The organism is Nonomuraea sp. NPDC050691 (genome assembly GCF_040654455.1).
Classification (GTDB): Bacteria; Actinomycetota; Actinomycetes; order Streptosporangiales; family Streptosporangiaceae; genus Nonomuraea.
Genome location: NZ_JBFAIA010000015.1, coordinates 89,040 through 104,833, shown reverse-complemented (window position 1 = coordinate 104,833; position 15,794 = coordinate 89,040). Strand labels below are relative to the sequence as shown.

The following is a 15,794-nucleotide window of genomic DNA, read 5'->3' as shown; positions in this document are numbered from 1 at the left end:
CCGCCGCGCTGCGGGTCGGCGGTCTCAGCGTGGACCCGCGGGGGCGCGCCGCCACGCTCGACGGCGCGACGCTGGACCTGACGCCGCGCGAGTTCGACGTGCTGCACTACCTCGCCTCCCGGCCGGGCGAGGTGGTGACCAAGCGGCAACTCCTGACGGAGGTGTGGCAGCTGCCGTACGGCGGCGCCGACAAGACCGTGGACGTCCACCTGTCGTGGTTGCGCAGGAAGCTCGGCGAGACCGCCTCCGAGCCCCGCTACCTGCACACGGTGCGCGGGGTCGGGGTGAAGCTGGTCGATCCGTCGTGAGGCGCTGGCTCGCGCTGCTGGTGGCCGCCACCACGTCGGTGGTGCTCATCGCGTTGCTGGTGCCGATGGCGCTGCTCATCCGCGCCGTGGCCGAGAACGGCGCGATGAGCCGCGCCACGGGCGCGGCCGCGTCGGTCGGCGTCGCGGCCGGCACGGGCGACCTGCCGCTGGCGGTGGAGCGGGTGGAGCTGCCGGTCACGGTCTTCCTGCCGGACGGGCGCACCCTGGGCGCCCCCGCCCCGCGCTCCGACGCGGTACGGCTGGCGGCGACGGGCCGCAGCGTGACGGCCGAGGCGCCGGGCGGCAGGGAGGTGCTGGCCGCGGCCCAGTCGCCGCAGGGCACGGTCGTGACCCGGGTGTTCGTGAGCGAGGCCGAGCTGACGCGCGGGGTCCGCGAGGCGTGGGGCGCGCTCGCCGGCCTCGGCCTGGCGCTGGTGGTGCTCGGCATCCTGCTCGCCGACCGGCTCGCGCTCGCGGTGACCCGGCCGGTGGACGGGCTGGCCCGCGTCTCGCACCGGCTGGCGGGCGGCGACCTGGAGGCGCGGGCCGAGCCCGGCGGGCCGCCGGAGGTTCGTTCGGTGGCGCTGGCGCTCAACCACCTGGCCGGGCGGATCGGCGACCTCCTCGCGGCCGAGCGCGAGGCGGTGGCGGACCTGTCGCACCGGCTGCGGACGCCGCTGACGGCACTGCGGCTGGACGCCGAGTCGCTGCGCGACCCCGAGGAGGCGGCCCGGGTGGGTGCGCGCGTGGACGCGCTGGAGCGGGCCGTGAGCGCCGTCATCACCGGCGCGCGGCGCCGCTCGGCCGGGCGGGAGACGTGCGACGCGGCCGCGGTGGTACTGGAACGGGTGCGCTTCTGGTCGGTGCTGGCCGAGGACCAGGGGCGCGAGGTCGAGGTGTCCGTGCCCGGGACTGCCCTGCCGGTGGCGGTGGGCGCGCAGGACCTCGCGGCGTGCGTGGACGCGTTGCTGGGCAACGTCTTCGCCCACACCCCCGAGGGCGCGGCCCTGTCCGTGCGGCTCGGGCCGCGCCCGGAGAGTGTGGTGCTGGTCGTGGCCGATCGCGGGCCGGGGTTCGAGCCGGCGCTGCTCAGGCGGGGCGACAGCGGGGGCGGTTCGACCGGGCTCGGGCTCGACATCGCCCGCCGCACGGCGGAGGCGTCGGGCGGCTCCCTCGCGGTCTCGCGCGGCCCGGGTGGCGGCGCGGTGGTCGAGGTGGTCCTGGGCGCGCCCACGGGGTGAGCCCTGGCCTCGCCGGGGCCCACGGGTTGAGGCCGGCGCGTGAAGGGGGCCGTGTGGGCGTCCCCATGCCGAGGCCGGCGGGTGAGGCTGGCCTCGAAGGGCGCCCGCGCGGTACACCGGGGAGATGGCGGCGTACCTGATCGGGCCGGACGGGCTCCGGGTGGAGCCCGTCGAGCTGCGCGTGGACACGGTCCACTGGCTGTTCGCCCGCATGATCGAGCCCGCGGCCCGGCCCGGCGAGATCTGGTACCGGGTCACCCGGCACGGCCACGCCCTCGACATGGGCTACTACCAGCTCGACCAGCTTCAGGAGATCGTGGACCTGGCCGAGCTGCGCGCCCCGGCGGACGCCGGCGAGGAGACGGCCTGACCTCTCCCCCGGTTCAACCGCGTACGGCGCTAAAGACTCCATAACCGCGGCTTAGCGCCGGCTTACCGCTCTCCGCGCTTACCTGAGGACATGCAGCTCACGAAGAGATTCATGATCGTCGGTACCGGTGTCGTCCTGTCCATCGCGGGTGGGAGCTACGCGCTGGCGGCGGCTGCCACGTCCGAGGACGGGGCCCGGGATCGGGCCGTCGCCGTCGCGCCCGCCCCCGCGCCCAAGGTGCTCGCCGAACAGGCGCTCAAGATCGCGGAGAAGGAGGTGCCGGGCGGCTGGGTCGCGCACCTGTCGCTCGATCGGGAAAACGACGGCAAGGACGTCTGGGACGTCGACATCATCAAGGGCGACACGAGGAACGACCTCGACATCGACGCCGCCACCGGCAAGGTCCTGTCGAACCACGTCGACGACGACCAGCACGACGACGACAACGACGGCCGGGACGACCAGAACGATCAGGACGACGACAACTGAGCCGACGACTGACGGGAGGCCTCCGCGACTGCGGGGACCATCCGCTCCGGCGCCGCTCTTCCCGGCGCCGGAGCCCGTCACGATCGCGACGTCCCCGCCACGTCCTGGCGCGTCTGGCACGTCCCGCGACGCCCCTCCCGTAGCGCTACGTCTGCCGGAGCGGGCGTCAGCAGGAGGACAGGATGCCCTGCATGGCGTCCTTCTCCGCGCTCGTCACCCACACCCCGTACTTCGCCTTCACGTCGATCTGCCGGGCGATGTAGGCGCACCGGTACCCCTTGCGCGGCGGCAGCCAGGTGGCGGCGTCGGAGTCGCTCTTCTGGCCGTTCAGCGGGCCGTCGACCGCGAGCAGGTTGAGCGGGTCGTTCGCGAACTCCTTGCGCTTGGCGGCCGTCCACTGCTGGGCGCCCTTCTGCCAGGCGTCGGAGAGCGGCACCAGGTGGTCGATCTGCACCTCCGTGCTGGTGTCCTGGCCCCGCTTGAACGTGATGGTCTTCCCGCTGTAGGGGTCGTCCAGGACGCCGCTGAGCACGATGCAGTCGTGCGTGCCGGACTTGAACTTCTCGTCGCGCAGGTCGCGCTTCAGGATGTCGTTGCGGGTGTCGCAGCCGTTGCGGTCGACGTCCGCCCACGCGGGACCGAACTTGTCCCGCTCGAAGCCCGTCCGCGGGGCCCGGCCCTTGACGTCCAGCTTGCCGAGTTTCTTCCGCGCCTCCGCGACGTCGATCTTGACCGACTTCGACGACGAGGAGGACGAGGTGCCGGTGTCCTTTCCCGTCCGGGCCTCCAGGCCCCCGCACCCGGCAAGCGCTACTACCGCCGCTAATCCGGCCAGACCAGCCCGAACCCGCACGTCCACTCCCCAGACTTCAGAAACGTGTAAAGCCTAGGTAGAGAAATTACCCTTAATCGCCCAAGTATCCCGACACGGCATCATGACCAGCCGTATGGCCAGGTGAGCGGAGTGCGCGGCGGCCACGGCCCTGACGTGGCCGTGGTGCAGCGGGACCAGGAAGAGGGCTCCCGGCTCAGGACGGCGCGAAAGGCGGGGGGCGGTTCGCGGTGGCCGGAAAGCGTCCATACCCTGGGAGAAGGTGGAGGAGGTCGTAGACCTCGACAAGATTCCGCCGGCCGCGCTCCTCGACGAAGACCGGGGCAAGATGGACCGTCTCGAAGCGATTGAGCTCACACTCGTGCAGGTCGACTTAAGAGCGACCCGACACGACCGGCCCAGCCACGGGCTCGGCCATGTCTGCCGACCCGAGCAGCTCAGCCACGGGTTCGGCCACGCCTGCCGGACGGGCCTCCCACACCGCCTCCGCCGCTTGGACCCCGTCCAGCTGGAACTCGTCCACCTGGATCCCGTCCAGACCCCGGACCTCGCCCACCAGCGGATCGCGACCGACCGGCGGACCCCAGAACCCCGCCGCGCCGGCGACCACCCCGGCCGGGACGGCCCGGTGCCCCGGTTCTCCTGCGCACTCCGGCCTGACCCGCACGGCGACGCCGGCGCCCCGGCCGTCCTTCCGCTCGCCCCCGGCCACGGCGCGGCCCGCCGGGAACCATGCTCCGAACCCGGTCGCGCGCCGTGCTCGCGCCTCGCCGCATGTCACCGCCACCGCCGGCCCGCCGCCGGGGATGAGGAACTCGCCCAGCACCCGCGCAGAGCCGAGCCGCAGCCAGGCGCAACTCTCGAGGCCGACCAGCCACCACTGCGCGCACCGCTCCCGGCTCACCAGCCGTCACCGCGGTGTACAGGGCTCCAGGCCGACCAGCCGTCACCGCACGCGCCGCTCCAGGCCGGCCAGCCACCACTGCTCGCGCCGCTCCCGGCCGACCGGCTCAGCCCCGGTGTCCCGCGCCTCGGCCCAGCCGTGCCGGCGGAGCAGCCCGGTCCAGCGCTCGGGGATGGTGGCCTCCAGCCCGCCGCCCCGGTCGAAGCACGGCCGCCCGCCGTAGCGCTGACTGCCGTAGCGCTGACTGCCGTACGTGGCGGCCGTCTCGGTCGTCGCGTTCTGGAAGGCCATGCCGCGAGCGTGCCCGCCGGGGTGGAGCAGGCCCTGCTCGACGACGGTGACGTCGAACCCGCCGCGTCCGGTGAGTTGGTCAACCCAGGTGCGGCCGACGGCTCCCACGTCGACGAGGCGCGGCCGACCTGCTACACGTCTGGTTTCTTATTACGCACCCAACGCGACAACCGCGGATCGCCGGGCGGCGCCGAAGCACGCCGCCGGCCGCCGCGGGCGTCAGGAACGCCCGTAGACGTCCTCGAGCCGCTCGATGTCGTCCTCGTCGAAGTGGCCGAACGCGATCTCCAGGATGCGGGTGGCCGGGCCGGAGGAGCTCAGCCGGTGAGTCTGCCCGCGCCGGATCAGGATGCGCTCGCCCACCTCGGGCTCGACGCGCTGCCCGTCGACCTCGAACACGCAGCCCGGGTCGAGCGCCACCCACAGCTCGTCGCGGTGCTCGTGCCGCTGGAGGCTGAGCCGCTCCCCGGGCAGGACCTCGATGATCTTCACGGTGGACGGCTCGTTGAGCGTGAACCGCTCGAAGCCGCCCCAGGGCCGCTCGTCCCGGATGACCGCGGCCAGCCTGTCGATGTCCTGCATCGTCCCCTCCACGTGTGCCGCGCGTGCAGACGCGCCCGCGCGAGATGTACGGCGTCGGAGCGGGCCCGGGGCGCGTCCGGGCCTCTCCGATCCGGAGCGCAAGCTATCAGGTGATCCACCGGCGCCACCCGCCGGATCACACCACCACGCTCCACCGGCGCGACCCGGTGAATCACAGCATCGGGCTCCACCGGCGCCGCCCGGTGGAGCACTCCACCGTGCTCCAAGGCGACCCGGCGGAGCGCACTCCGCCGGGCGTGACGTCCGGGGCGGCCTCACTCAGAGGCCGTACCCCTGCGTCCGGGCCTCGGCCAGAAGCCGTACATCCTGCGTCCGGGCCTCGGTCAGAGGCCGTACTCCTTCACGATGCGCTCGTGCCGCTCGACCTCGACGTCGACCTCGCGCGCCAGGTCGAGCCAGGCCAGCGGGTGCGACCAGCGCTCGGTGGCGTCGTCGAGCAGGGCGTCGACCTCGACCGCCGACACGCCCGGCGGCACCGCCACCCAGCCGAAGACGCCGGGCAGCGCCTCGCCGGAGGTGGGGTGGGTGACGGTGTAGTTCTCGTCGCTGTAGACCCACATCGGCCAGCCGCGCTCGGCCATGGTCTCGGTGAAGTCGGCCCAGTCGTCCTCGGCCGGCGCGGCGCCGTCGAAGAAGTAGCTGGTGTAGCCGCCGGGCCGCAGGATGCGCACCGCGGCGAACGGCGGCACGAAGTTCTGCGCCTCCTGCGCGTCCTCCGGCACCGGCTCCAGCAGCTGCGGGTCGAACACGACGAGGTCGCCCGCGTTGTAGTCCATGCCGCGCGGCTGCGGCAGGGCGAGGCGGGCGGTGGCCGGGCCCGTGCGGATGGACAGCACCTGGCGCTGGCCGCCGTCGGGCGCCGGGAGGATGACCCGGATGAGGCCCATCTCCTCCTCGATCGGCCCCGACGCCGACTTGATCGGCATGCCGATCTTGGCCGCGCCCTTGCGCACGGTGTCCCAGTCCTCGGCGGAGGTCGCCATGACGATCATGCGCCAGGTGTCCTCCTCGGTGAGGTCGTCGAGGATGTCGAGCAGCGCCTTGGCGCCCTTGGCGTTGTCGTCGAGCTGCTGGGCCGCGGCGCCGACGATGCGGCGGGCCTCGATGCCGCCCCCGGCCGCGACGGCGTGCTCGGCCGCCTCCAGCGCCTGCTGCCAGCGCTCGCGCGCCATGTGCAGGCGGGCCAGCGTGAGCTGCTGCTGGTCGTGCGGGAGGAGCGCGGCCATCTGCTCCAGCCGCTCGTCCTGGCGGGCCTCGACGAGCAGGGTCGTCAGGTAGGCGATGTCGTCGGCGTCGGCGGAGGCGACGTCGCCCTCGTCGACGAGCAGCTTCCAGTAGATGTCGGCGCCCGTGGCGGGATAGCCGAGGTAGCCGAGCGTGGTGGTGTGCCGGCGGGTGGTCTCGAGGTCCTGGCCGGACAGCGGGGACAGCCAGCCGGCCCAGCGCTCGGGGTCGGCGTTGTGGCCGTCGGCGGCGTCGAAGTAGGCGACGCGCTCGGCGACCGGACCGGGCGCGGGCGGCTCGGTGGTGGAGTCGGCGGTGGCGCGCAGCGCCGCGACGCGCTCGGCCACGCCGGAGCTGTCGCGCAGCTCGCCCATGCCGGACTCGGCGAGGTCGGCCAGCAGCCGGGCCTGCCACACGCCCTGCCGGGCGATGGCCAGGTCGCCGGCGATCAGGGCCAGCTCGACGCGGGAGCGGTAGCCGCCCATCATGCCGAAGTAGTCGATCCACTGGCGGACCACGCGGCCGAGCTGCCAGGTGTTGGTGATCTGGGACGAGCCGGCCAGCAGGCTCACGGCCCGCGTCCACTCGACCCAGTCGCGCGGGTGCTCGCCCACCACGTCGAGGTCGGGCAGCGCGTCGACGGCCTCGGCGACACGGCCCAGCGTGGCCAGGATGAGCGCGCGGCGCACGCCGTCGCGGTGCCCCTTGGCCACCGGGTCGTCGGCCTGGAAGTCGGCCGCGGCCTGGAGGGCGCTGAGCGCGTCCTCGGCGCGCCCGGCGGCCAGCAGCGCGCGGGCGCTCTCGGCGCCCAGCTCCCAGCTCGCCTGGCGGCCTGCGGCGCGCAGCCGCTCGACGGCGGCCTCGGCGTAGGCGACGGCCTCGTCCTGCCGGCCGGCGTCGGTCAGGGCCGAGACGTACTGCGTGACCAGCCCGGTGTACACGGGGCCGGCCGGGTCGGCGGCCTCGATGGCCGGGCCGAGCTTCTCCAGGCGCAGGGCCGCGTAGCCGGGGCCGTCGGCGTTGGCCCATGCGAGCGCGAGCGCCTCGACCGCCGCCGGGGCGGCCGGGCAGTCGCTGACGTCTTCGCGCTGGGCGAACGCGAGAAGCTGCTCCGCGTCGCCGATCGCGACCGCGCCCTGGGCGCGGTCGCCGACACGGCCGATCAGATGCCAGTAGCGGGCGTAGAACTCCAGCCACGGCAGCTCGAGGGTCTCCGCCTGCTGCGCGATGGCCGGAGCCATGACGTCGAGCTGCGGGTAACGGCCCTCGTAGGCCTGTGCGGGGAGGTCTCCCAGCGCCATGGCGAGGCCCATGTTGCCCGCCTCGGAAAGCTGCTGCTGGGTGTCGCCGACCCAGGCCCAGATGTCCACGTCCATGGCATGCCAGTCTGCCAGGTCAATGACCCTGCCCAAAACGCAGAAGCCCGATGAGCTCGTCCGATTCATCCTCATTAAGCACCGAAAAAACCGGTGCCAGGAGTTCGTCCGTGGCGACTTCCACGGCCGCGCGACGGGCGACGAGCTCGGGTGTCGGCTTCGGATACGGCTCGGGCCACTGGAAGAACTTAGCCATGGCCTCGCCGGTCACGTGCCCGAACGGGGATCCGTCGTGCGCGGAGGCGAGCATCGCCTCAAGCGGGCTCATGCCCGCCGCGATCACCGCGTTGGCGTGCAGGCCGCCGCGCAGCTCGCGTACGACGTGCATGAGCTGCGCGGCCCGCGCGGGCGGGTCCCCGGGCAGGGGGACGGCCCGCCACCCCGCGAACAGCGGCGCCCCGGGCGACGGGGCGTGCGCGACGACCCGTTCGAGCAGCTCGGCGAGCCGGGCGCACCCGTCGTGACCGCCGAGTTTGCGCCGTCCCCACGCGTGGCAGGCCCCGGCGTAGAGCTCGACCGCCTCCTCGGCGGGCAGCTTGCGCCCGCCGTTCCAGCTCTCCTCGACGTGGGCCGGCGGGAAGAAGACCGCGACCGAGGTGACGACGTCGGCCTCGCACTCGCCGAGCACGCCGCAGCGCCCCCGGAAGTACAGCTCGCGGGCGCCGAGGCCGACCTCGTCGCACAGGGCCTTGGCCTCGCGCGAGAGCATGAAACCCCCGCCGTACTGCCCGATGGGCGCCTTCACCCGCTGTGCGGTGGTGCGTGGGTCGGCCATGGGTCCACCTCTCGGTTCAGGAAGTGGACCCAGCATCGCTCAAGAGAACATTATTCTGCAAGCATCAGCTCGCCGGCCGCGACGATCACCGCGGGGCCGGCCAGGTAGCTCGTGTCCGCTGTGAGCGTGACGGTCAGCGTGCCCCCCTGCACCTCGATGGTCCAGGAGCCGGTCGTCTCGCCGCTGAGCGCCGCCGCCGCGACGGCCGTGGCGACCGCGCCGGTGCCGCACGCGCGGGTCTCGGCCGAGCCGCGCTCGTACACGCGCATGACCGCGCGCGCCGGGCCCACCGCGTTGAACAGCTCGACGTTGACGCCGCTCGGGAAGACCGACGGGTCGAAGCCCGGCTGGTGCGTGAGGTCGAGCTGGACCACGGGATCCCCGATGGCGCAGGCCAGATGGGGGTTGCCCATGTCGACGTGCAGCCCCTCGTACTCCTGGCCCGCGACGGTGGTGACGCTGCGGCCGTGCACGACGGGCAGGCCCATGTCGACGGTCACGTCGCCGGTGACGTCCAGGCTCACCCGCCGGATGCCGCCCCGGGTCGCGACGGCGAACTCGCCCGGCTGGGCCAGGCCCGCGTCGACCAGGTGGCGGGCGAAGACCCGCGTGCCGTTGCCGCACATCTCGGCGATGCCGCCGTCGGCGTTGCGGTAGTCCATGAACCACTCGGCCTCGCCCGCGAGGTCGGACACCTCCGGGCAGAGCTTCGTGCGCACCACGCGGAGCACGCCGTCGGCGCCGATGCCGGCGCGCCTGTCACAGATCGCGGCCACGAACGAGGCGGACAGCTCCAGCTCGCCGTCGTGATCGGGCAGGATGACGAAGTCGTTCTCGGTGCCGTGCCCCTTGAGAAAGCGCATCAACCGATTTTATACGGGCCCTCGCACCCGGCCGCGGAAGGGGCCTTCAGGCCGTGGCGCCGCGGGGCTTGACGAGCCCGCAGTCGTAGGCGACGACCACGGCCTGCGCGCGGCTGTTCAGGTTGAGCTTGGCCATGAGCCGGTTGAGGTGGGTCTTGACCGTGGCCTCGCTCACGTGCAGCCGGTCCGCGATCTCCCTGTTCGACAGCGCCCGCCCGACGGCGCGCAGGACCTCGGTCTCGCGCGTGGTGAGCTGGGCGAGGTCGGGAACGTCGCGCGGGGCCGCGGCAGGAGCGTCGGTGAACGCCTCCACGAGCCTCTTGACGGCCCCGGGGACGAGCAGCACGTCACCGGCGGCCACGGTGTGGATCGCGGCGATCAGCCGCTCGGGCGGGGTGTCCTTGAGCAGGAAGCCGCTCGCGCCCAGGCGCAGCGCGTTGTAGACGTACTCGTCGATGTCGAAGGTGGTGAGGATCAGCACCTTCGGCGCCTGGTCGCCCGCCGCGGCCAGGATGCGCTCGGTCGCGGCCAGCCCGTTCATGCCGGGCATCCGGACGTCCATCAGCACCACGTCGGGCCGGACGGACGCGGCCAGCTCCACGGCCTCCTCGCCTGAGGCGGCCTCTCCCACGACGTCCAGCCCGGGCGCGGCGCGGACGAGGGCGGCCAGGCCCGCGCGGATCAGGACCTGATCATCGACCACCAGTACGGTGACCATGCGTGTCCTCACGGATAGAAGGGGCGTCCGGTGGGCGGGCGCCCGGCGTCACCCACGTCCTTCGGGCACCGGCAGCGGGAAGGTGGCCCGCACGTCGAATCCGCCCTCCGGACGTGGGCCTGCGGTGATCGTTCCACCGTAGAGCCTGACACGTTCGGTCATGCCCATCAACCCGTGCCCGGTCGAGCCCGACACGGCCTGCGGCGCGGCGCCGTCGTCGGTCACGCGGATCGTCAGATCCTCCGGTCCGTACGCCAGGATCACCTCGACGCGGGCCGCCCTGGCGTGTTTGAGCACGTTGGTGAGCGACTCCTGGATGATCCGGTAGGCGCACAGGTCGAGCCCCGGAGGCAGGGGCCGGGCGGTTCCCTCGACACGCGTCTCGACCGCCGGGCCGGCCATGCGGATCCGGTCGACGAGCGGCGCGAGCCGGCCCAGGCCGGGAGTGGCGGCGTACAGGTCCGTGCCCTCGTCCTTGTCCTCGTTGTCGCGCGGAGAGCCCTCCGTGCGGAGGATGGCCAGGATCCGCCGCATCTCGGTCAGCGCCTCGTGGCTGGTGTCGGCGATGACCCCCAGTGTGGAGTGCGCGGTGGCCGGGTCCGACAGGGCCACGTAGCGGCCCATGCCCGCCTGCACCGAGATCACCGACATGTGGTGCGCGACGACGTCGTGCAGCTCCCGCGCGATGCGCACGCGCTCCTGCGTGGCCGCGTGCGCCGCGGCGGTGGCCTGCTCGCGGTGGAGCTCCACCGCGAGGTCGGTGAGCTGCCTGGTGCGCAGGGCGAGCAACCGCATGCTCGTGCCGATGCACACGGCGATCGCGGTGACCACGAGAGCCTGTCCGAGCGCGGACCACCACGCGATACCGGGATGCAGGGTGCCGGCGTGCGTCCACTCCACCGTGACCAGCACGGCGCCGGCGACGGTGAGGGCGGTCGAGCGGTGCAGGGTCACCGTGTAGAGGGCCAGCAGGGGCGCCATGCTGTTCAGGCCGTAGTTGTAGCCGAGCGCGTGGTAGGCCATCGCGGCCGCCGACGACACCACGAGCACGGCGAACGGGGCCCGCCGGCGCAGCGCCAGCGGCAGGCCGACCACCGCCGTCAGCACCACCGCCACCGCGTCCACCGGCCGCGTCCCCCTGCCCGGCTCGTACACGGCCCACAGCCAGCTGCCACCGAACAGCAGCAGTGCCAGGCTGACGTCCACCAGGAGGGGATCGACGGCGGGAAGCCGCCGGAGCAATGAAGCGGCACCACCGCGCATTGTTGGATGCTAATCCCGCGCCACTACACCGCACATCCAACCTTCGATTGACGTGGGACTACCGCGGAAGGTTGAGGCACGGCCTCCGCCACCCGTGCGGGCCGCGAGCGCGACCGCGACCGCGGTCGCGATCGTGGGCTTCAGGCCACGCCGCCGCCGGCGCCGGCCAGAGCGAGCGAGCGTTCGAGCAGGTCGGGCGCGTCGTACGGCAGCCAGCGCACCCGCGGGTCGCGGCGGAACCACGACTCCTGGCGGCGGGCGAAGCGCTTGGTCGCCCGCACCGTCTCCTCGAACGCCTGCTCCTCGGTCCACTCCCCCTCCAGGAAGCGCAGCACCTGGGCGTACCCGAGGGCGCGGCTCGCCGTGCGGCCCCGCGCGAGCCCCTGCCCGAGCAGCCCGCGAACCTCGTCCACCAGGCCGGCCGCCCACATGCGTTCCACCCGCAACGCGATCCGCTCGTCCAGCTCCGGCCTCGGCACCTCCAGCCCGATCTGGACGCACGGGTAGACGCCGTCGTAGGAGGGCATGGTCGCCGAGAACGGCCGGCCGGAGTGCTCGATCACCTCCAGCGCGCGCACGATGCGGCGGCCGTTGCTCGGCAGGATCGCCGCGGCGGCGGCCGGGTCCTGCCGGGTCAGCCGCTCGTACAGCGGCGCGGGGCCGGTCTCGGCCAGTTCCGCCTCCAGGCGGGCCCTGATCTCCGGGTCGGTGCCGGGGAACTCCAGGTCGTCGACGGCGGCCCGTACGTACAGGCCGCTGCCGCCGACCAGCACGGGCACCGGGAGCGTGTCGAGCAGCGCCCGGGCGAGCTTCTGGTACTCGGCGACGCTGGCCGTGACGGTGACGTCCCAGATGTCCAGCAGGTGGTGCGGCACGCCGCGCCACTCCTCCTGGCTCAGCTTGGCCGTGCCGATGTCCATGCCCCGGTAGAGCTGCATGGAGTCGGCGTTGACGCATTCACCCCCCAACCTGAGGGCGATGTCAACGGCGAGGTCGGACTTCCCGGCCGCCGTGGGACCCACGACGGCGATGACTGACTGCTGGCGCACACCGATAAGTGTGTCAACTGTCGGGGTATGGGGTGACGGACGGCACCCCCGGGAGCCGTCCGGGGGGATCACTGATCGGGGGATCAGATGTCCATCGTCGAGAAGATCAAGGACATGTTCACCGCTCACGGCAAGCACCACCAGGTGCCCGGCCAGGCCGGGGAAGAGGGGCGGCCGGCCGCGCAGCACGGGGATCCGCTGGAGGGCAGGCGCGACACCGGACAGGGCCCGGGCCGGGACATGAGCGACGAGGGCGGCCCGGCGGAGGGCACCGAGGGCTGAGGCGCTACAGGTCGAGCAGGGTCGGCTGCAGATAACCCTCGTGGGTCAGCAGCCAGCGCTTGGTCTCCACGCCCTCGCCGCCGCTGAACCCGCCGAGCCCGTTGCCCGCGATCACGCGGTGGCAGGGCACCACGATCGGGATCGGGTTGGAGCCCATGATGGAGCCGATCCCGCGGGCCGGCACGGCCGATCCGCTGCGCGCGGCCAGCTCCCCGTACGTCACCGCGCTGCCGTACGGCACCCGGTGGAGGGTCTGGAGGACCACGCGCCGCGAGCCCGACGTCAGCCGCCAGTCGACCGGCGTCTCGAACGCCCGCAGCTCGCCGGCGAAGTACGCCTCCAGCTCGGCGACCACCTGCGCCGTGCGATCCGGGTCGCGCACCTCGGTGATGCCCGGCCCGAGGCGCTCGCGCGCCACCACCATGCCGCCCCAGCCGAGGGCGACGAGCCCCTCCTCGGTGACGGCGGGCACCAGAGTCCCCACCGGGCTCGGCACCTCGGCGAACGCCACTGTGGTCATCGTGTCCTCGCGTGAACTCGTGCGGCGCCTCCTGCGCGGCGCCTCCCTGTCACCGTAACTCCTACGGCTGGAAAATCCTTTCGAGGAAGGAACACCACACGGACCCCCGCGGATGCACGGGTTTGACCTCAAGCTTCATTGAGGTTCTACGGTGATCCCCATGAGCACGACAGACACCGCAGAACTGACCCCGCAGGCCGAGATCGAGGCGATCAGGCAGGTGGTCGCCCGCGTGGAGCACGCGCAGAACAACGAACTCCCCGACGCGTTCGTCGCCCTGTTCCGGGACGACGCGATCTGGACGACGGGCCACGGCAAGCGCCTCTTCGGCCGGGACGCGATCTCGGCCTTCACCCACCAGGTCCTGCCCGGCGGCATGGGAGGCGCCACGGTCTCGTTCGAGGTGGAGCACGTGCTGTTCATCCGTCCCGACGTCGCCGCCGTGAAGGTGCGCCAGGTCTACCAGGGGTCCGAGGGGTCCTCGACGGGCACGCCGATGTTCGTCATGGCGAAGGAGGACGGCGAGTGGCGGCTCACCGCCTGCCAGAACACCACCGTGGTCGACGAAGGGTAGGGCGGCGGAAAACGGGGCGAGGGCCGGCGGGCGAAGGCCGTACCATCCGGGGATGGAACTCTGCCGCCGAGGCCGCCATGTCGTCGCGTGAGCTGGTGGTGCTGGGCACCTCCAGCGCCGTCCCCACCCGGCACCGCAACCACAACGGCTACTTCCTGCGCTGGGACGGCCAGGGATTCCTGTTCGACCCCGGCGAGGGCACGCAGCGGCAGATGGCGTACGCCGGGCTGAGCGCCAACGACGTGCACTGGCTGTGCCTGACGCACTTCCACGGCGACCACTGCCTGGGCGTCCCCGGCGTCGTCCAGCGCATCGCGCGCGACAAGGTGCGTCACCCGGTGCGCGCGGTGTTCCCCGCCTCCGGCCTGACCTACTGGCAGCGCCTGCGCCACGCCGCGGCCTTCGCCGACACCGACGTCATCGGCGAGCATCCCCTCAGCGGCGACCACGCGGTGCTCGGGCAGCTCTCGGCCCGCCGCCTGTCGCATCCGGTCGAGTCCTACGGCTACCGCCTCCAGGAGCCGGCCGGCCGCCGCATGCTCCCCGACCGGCTGGCGGCCCACGGCATCCACGGCTCGGAGATCGGCGAGCTCCAGCGCACCGGGTCGGTCAGGGGCGTCACGCTCGACCAGTGCAGCGTCCCGCGGCCCGGCCAGAGCGTCGCTTTCATCATGGACACCCGCCTCTGCGACGCGGTCTTCGAACTGGCCGAGCGCACCGACCTGCTCGTCATCGAGTCCACGTTCCTGTCGGCCGAGGAGGCTCTCGCGCAGGAGTACGGGCACCTCACCGCCGAGCAGGCCGGCCTCGTCGCCTCACGGACCGGCGCCCGCCGCCTCGTCCTGACGCACTTCTCGGAGCGGTACGGCTTCGCCGACGAGCCCGCCTTCCTGGCCGAGGCGCGCCGCCACTACGACGGCGACGTCGTCCTGGCCCGCGACCTGACGACCGTCCCCGTCCCCCGCCGTCCCCAGCACCTGACCATCGGTTGACGGTCGGCCGGTGCGCCGGTCAGTCGCCCTGCGACCAGGCGGCCACGGGAAGCGAGAGGTAGACGCCGAAGTCGTCCAGCCCGGTCGCGGCGGCGATCCCCTCGTGCAGCAGGTCCACGCGTTCCTGCCGGTTCGCGGCCCTGCTCTCGAACCACTTGGACCGCACCTCGACCACGACGTCCAGGCCGCCGCTGTCCAGCGGGCCGTACGGCCGGAACCGCAGGTCCACGTCCCCGGGCTGCAGGTCGCCGTCATAGGGCTCCTCGGGGCACTCCACGGCCGTGGAGACCAGGTGGGGCAGCGCCGACGCGAGCTCGCGCAGCGCGGCTTCGGGGACGTGCGGGGCGTAGGTGATCTCGACGAGCGGCACCGCACCAACCTAGCGCCACGCGCGCGTGCGCGGCGTCGCGGCCGGGGTCAGGTCCAGGCGGCCACGAAGTAGCCGACGCCATAGGGGGCGACGTCGGCCAGCAGCCGCCCCTTGAGCCCGCCGGGGCCGCCCCGGCCCGCGGCGCCCGCGAGGACCTGCAGGGCCGCGCGCCCGGCCACCCACAGCTCCTCCGCCCGCTCCGGGTCGAGCCGCGCGAGCGCCGCAGCGTCGGCGTCGCCCACCGCCCGCACGAGCATCTCGTCGTACGGCTCGGCGGCCGGGTGGTGGTAGCCCGGCGACTTGGCGGTCAGCCGGGCGGAGCCGTCGGCCATGACCAGCAACGCCACCCGGCCGTCCCGCGCCAGCGACTCCCCCAGCGCCAGGCAGGCGGCCGGCTCCGCGTCGAACGCCACGGCCTCGAACCCGTCCACCGGCCGATCCCCCAGTAGCAGGCGGCCGACGGTCAGCGACAGCGGCAGCACCGGCTCGCCCTCGCCGACGACGATGTCCGCGCCCCACGGGCGCAGGGTGCCCGCCGACCGGCCGCCGTACGAGCCCGCGGACTCGGCGCCGCCCACCACGACGAGCCGGTCCGGCGCGGCGGCGTCGAGCTCGGCGAGCGCGTCACGGCAGGCCGCGCGCAGGCCGTCCAGCTCGTGGGCGGCGGCGCCGGCCAGCTCGGGAACCAGGAGGGGCGGATGCGGGCAGACCGCCGCGGCGACAAGCACACGATCAGCGTATGCCCACCCG

At 73.4% G+C, this 15,794-nt stretch carries 21 protein-coding genes; 7 read left to right on the top strand and 14 right to left on the bottom strand.

Going from position 1 to position 15,794, the window contains the following annotated elements; translation table 11 throughout:
• The 4 genes from AB0H81_RS09610 to AB0H81_RS09595 form a co-directional block, all read left to right on the top strand.
• A partial coding sequence (locus AB0H81_RS09610) for a winged helix-turn-helix domain-containing protein (protein ID WP_358371635.1) occupies window positions 1–308 on the top strand: 308 nt, incomplete at its 5' end.
• Entirely contained in the window at window positions 305–1,549 is a 1,245-nt protein-coding gene (locus tag AB0H81_RS09605; protein ID WP_358371632.1) for a HAMP domain-containing sensor histidine kinase, read from the top strand. The genes AB0H81_RS09610 and AB0H81_RS09605, both read left to right, overlap by 4 nt.
• A gap of 124 nt (window positions 1,550–1,673) precedes the next feature.
• Window positions 1,674–1,919: a hypothetical protein gene (locus AB0H81_RS09600; RefSeq protein ID WP_358371630.1), complete on the top strand. Its 246-nt coding sequence runs from the start codon at window positions 1,674–1,676 to the stop codon at window positions 1,917–1,919.
• Window positions 1,920–2,030: 111 nt separating this feature from the next.
• A complete protein-coding gene (locus AB0H81_RS09595; protein WP_358371627.1) occupies window positions 2,031–2,408 on the top strand; it encodes a PepSY domain-containing protein in 378 nt (125 codons plus the stop codon).
• A 166-nt stretch (window positions 2,409–2,574) separates the two neighbouring features.
• Here AB0H81_RS09595 and AB0H81_RS09590 read toward each other — a convergent pair whose 3' ends face one another.
• The 11 genes from AB0H81_RS09590 to miaA form a co-directional block, all read right to left on the bottom strand.
• Complete coding sequence (locus AB0H81_RS09590; protein ID WP_358371624.1) at window positions 2,575–3,261, bottom strand: HNH endonuclease family protein; 687 nt, start codon at window positions 3,259–3,261, stop codon at window positions 2,575–2,577.
• 175 nt (window positions 3,262–3,436) lie between these two features.
• A complete protein-coding gene (locus AB0H81_RS09585) occupies window positions 3,437–3,607 on the bottom strand; it encodes a hypothetical protein (RefSeq protein ID WP_358371640.1) in 171 nt (56 codons plus the stop codon).
• A gap of 6 nt (window positions 3,608–3,613) precedes the next feature.
• On the bottom strand, window positions 3,614–4,144 hold the full coding sequence (locus AB0H81_RS09580) for a hypothetical protein (RefSeq protein ID WP_358371621.1): 531 nt from the start codon (window positions 4,142–4,144) through the stop codon (window positions 3,614–3,616).
• 42 nt (window positions 4,145–4,186) lie between these two features.
• Window positions 4,187–4,543: a hypothetical protein gene (locus tag AB0H81_RS09575; protein WP_358371618.1), complete on the bottom strand. Its 357-nt coding sequence runs from the start codon at window positions 4,541–4,543 to the stop codon at window positions 4,187–4,189.
• Window positions 4,544–4,654: 111 nt separating this feature from the next.
• A complete protein-coding gene (locus AB0H81_RS09570) occupies window positions 4,655–5,017 on the bottom strand; it encodes a phosphomannose isomerase type II C-terminal cupin domain (protein ID WP_358371617.1) in 363 nt (120 codons plus the stop codon).
• 344 nt (window positions 5,018–5,361) lie between these two features.
• Window positions 5,362–7,638, bottom strand: a complete 2,277-nt coding sequence (locus AB0H81_RS09565) for a tetratricopeptide repeat protein (protein WP_358371614.1) — start codon at window positions 7,636–7,638, stop codon at window positions 5,362–5,364.
• A gap of 19 nt (window positions 7,639–7,657) precedes the next feature.
• Window positions 7,658–8,413, bottom strand: coding sequence for a hypothetical protein (locus AB0H81_RS09560; RefSeq protein WP_358371611.1), 756 nt, complete (start codon window positions 8,411–8,413; stop codon window positions 7,658–7,660).
• Window positions 8,414–8,463: 50 nt separating this feature from the next.
• Complete coding sequence (dapF, locus tag AB0H81_RS09555) at window positions 8,464–9,276, bottom strand: diaminopimelate epimerase (protein ID WP_358371609.1); 813 nt, start codon at window positions 9,274–9,276, stop codon at window positions 8,464–8,466.
• A gap of 46 nt (window positions 9,277–9,322) precedes the next feature.
• The gene (locus tag AB0H81_RS09550; protein ID WP_358371607.1) at window positions 9,323–9,994 is read right to left on the bottom strand and encodes a response regulator transcription factor; all 672 of its coding nucleotides are present in this window, start codon (window positions 9,992–9,994) and stop codon (window positions 9,323–9,325) included.
• Between the two features lie 48 nt (window positions 9,995–10,042).
• Window positions 10,043–11,200, bottom strand: coding sequence for a histidine kinase (locus AB0H81_RS09545; RefSeq protein ID WP_358371605.1), 1,158 nt, complete (start codon window positions 11,198–11,200; stop codon window positions 10,043–10,045).
• Between the two features lie 197 nt (window positions 11,201–11,397).
• Window positions 11,398–12,306 (bottom strand): tRNA (adenosine(37)-N6)-dimethylallyltransferase MiaA, encoded by a 909-nt coding sequence (gene miaA / locus AB0H81_RS09540; RefSeq protein WP_358371602.1) that lies wholly within the window; start codon window positions 12,304–12,306, stop codon window positions 11,398–11,400.
• Window positions 12,307–12,393: 87 nt separating this feature from the next.
• Between miaA and AB0H81_RS09535 the strand changes: the two genes are divergently transcribed.
• Window positions 12,394–12,588 (top strand): hypothetical protein, encoded by a 195-nt coding sequence (locus tag AB0H81_RS09535; RefSeq protein ID WP_358371600.1) that lies wholly within the window; start codon window positions 12,394–12,396, stop codon window positions 12,586–12,588.
• A gap of 4 nt (window positions 12,589–12,592) precedes the next feature.
• On the opposite strand, the gene AB0H81_RS09530 is transcribed toward AB0H81_RS09535, so the two are convergent.
• Window positions 12,593–13,108 carry a methylated-DNA--[protein]-cysteine S-methyltransferase gene (locus tag AB0H81_RS09530; RefSeq protein WP_358371598.1) on the bottom strand — a complete coding sequence of 172 codons (516 nt, stop codon included), beginning with the start codon at window positions 13,106–13,108 and terminating at the stop codon, window positions 12,593–12,595.
• A gap of 160 nt (window positions 13,109–13,268) precedes the next feature.
• Between AB0H81_RS09530 and AB0H81_RS09525 the strand changes: the two genes are divergently transcribed.
• Both AB0H81_RS09525 and AB0H81_RS09520 read left to right on the top strand, forming a co-directional pair.
• On the top strand, window positions 13,269–13,682 hold the full coding sequence (locus AB0H81_RS09525; protein ID WP_358371594.1) for an SgcJ/EcaC family oxidoreductase: 414 nt from the start codon (window positions 13,269–13,271) through the stop codon (window positions 13,680–13,682).
• A gap of 77 nt (window positions 13,683–13,759) precedes the next feature.
• Window positions 13,760–14,674, top strand: a complete 915-nt coding sequence (locus AB0H81_RS09520) for a ribonuclease Z (RefSeq protein ID WP_358371592.1) — start codon at window positions 13,760–13,762, stop codon at window positions 14,672–14,674.
• Window positions 14,675–14,693: 19 nt separating this feature from the next.
• Here the strand turns inward: AB0H81_RS09520 and AB0H81_RS09515 are convergent, their stop codons facing one another.
• Both AB0H81_RS09515 and AB0H81_RS09510 read right to left on the bottom strand, forming a co-directional pair.
• Window positions 14,694–15,044, bottom strand: coding sequence for a hypothetical protein (locus AB0H81_RS09515; RefSeq protein ID WP_358371589.1), 351 nt, complete (start codon window positions 15,042–15,044; stop codon window positions 14,694–14,696).
• A gap of 47 nt (window positions 15,045–15,091) precedes the next feature.
• The gene (locus AB0H81_RS09510; RefSeq protein WP_358371586.1) at window positions 15,092–15,772 is read right to left on the bottom strand and encodes a hypothetical protein; all 681 of its coding nucleotides are present in this window, start codon (window positions 15,770–15,772) and stop codon (window positions 15,092–15,094) included.
• Between the last annotated feature and the right edge of the window lie 22 nt (window positions 15,773–15,794).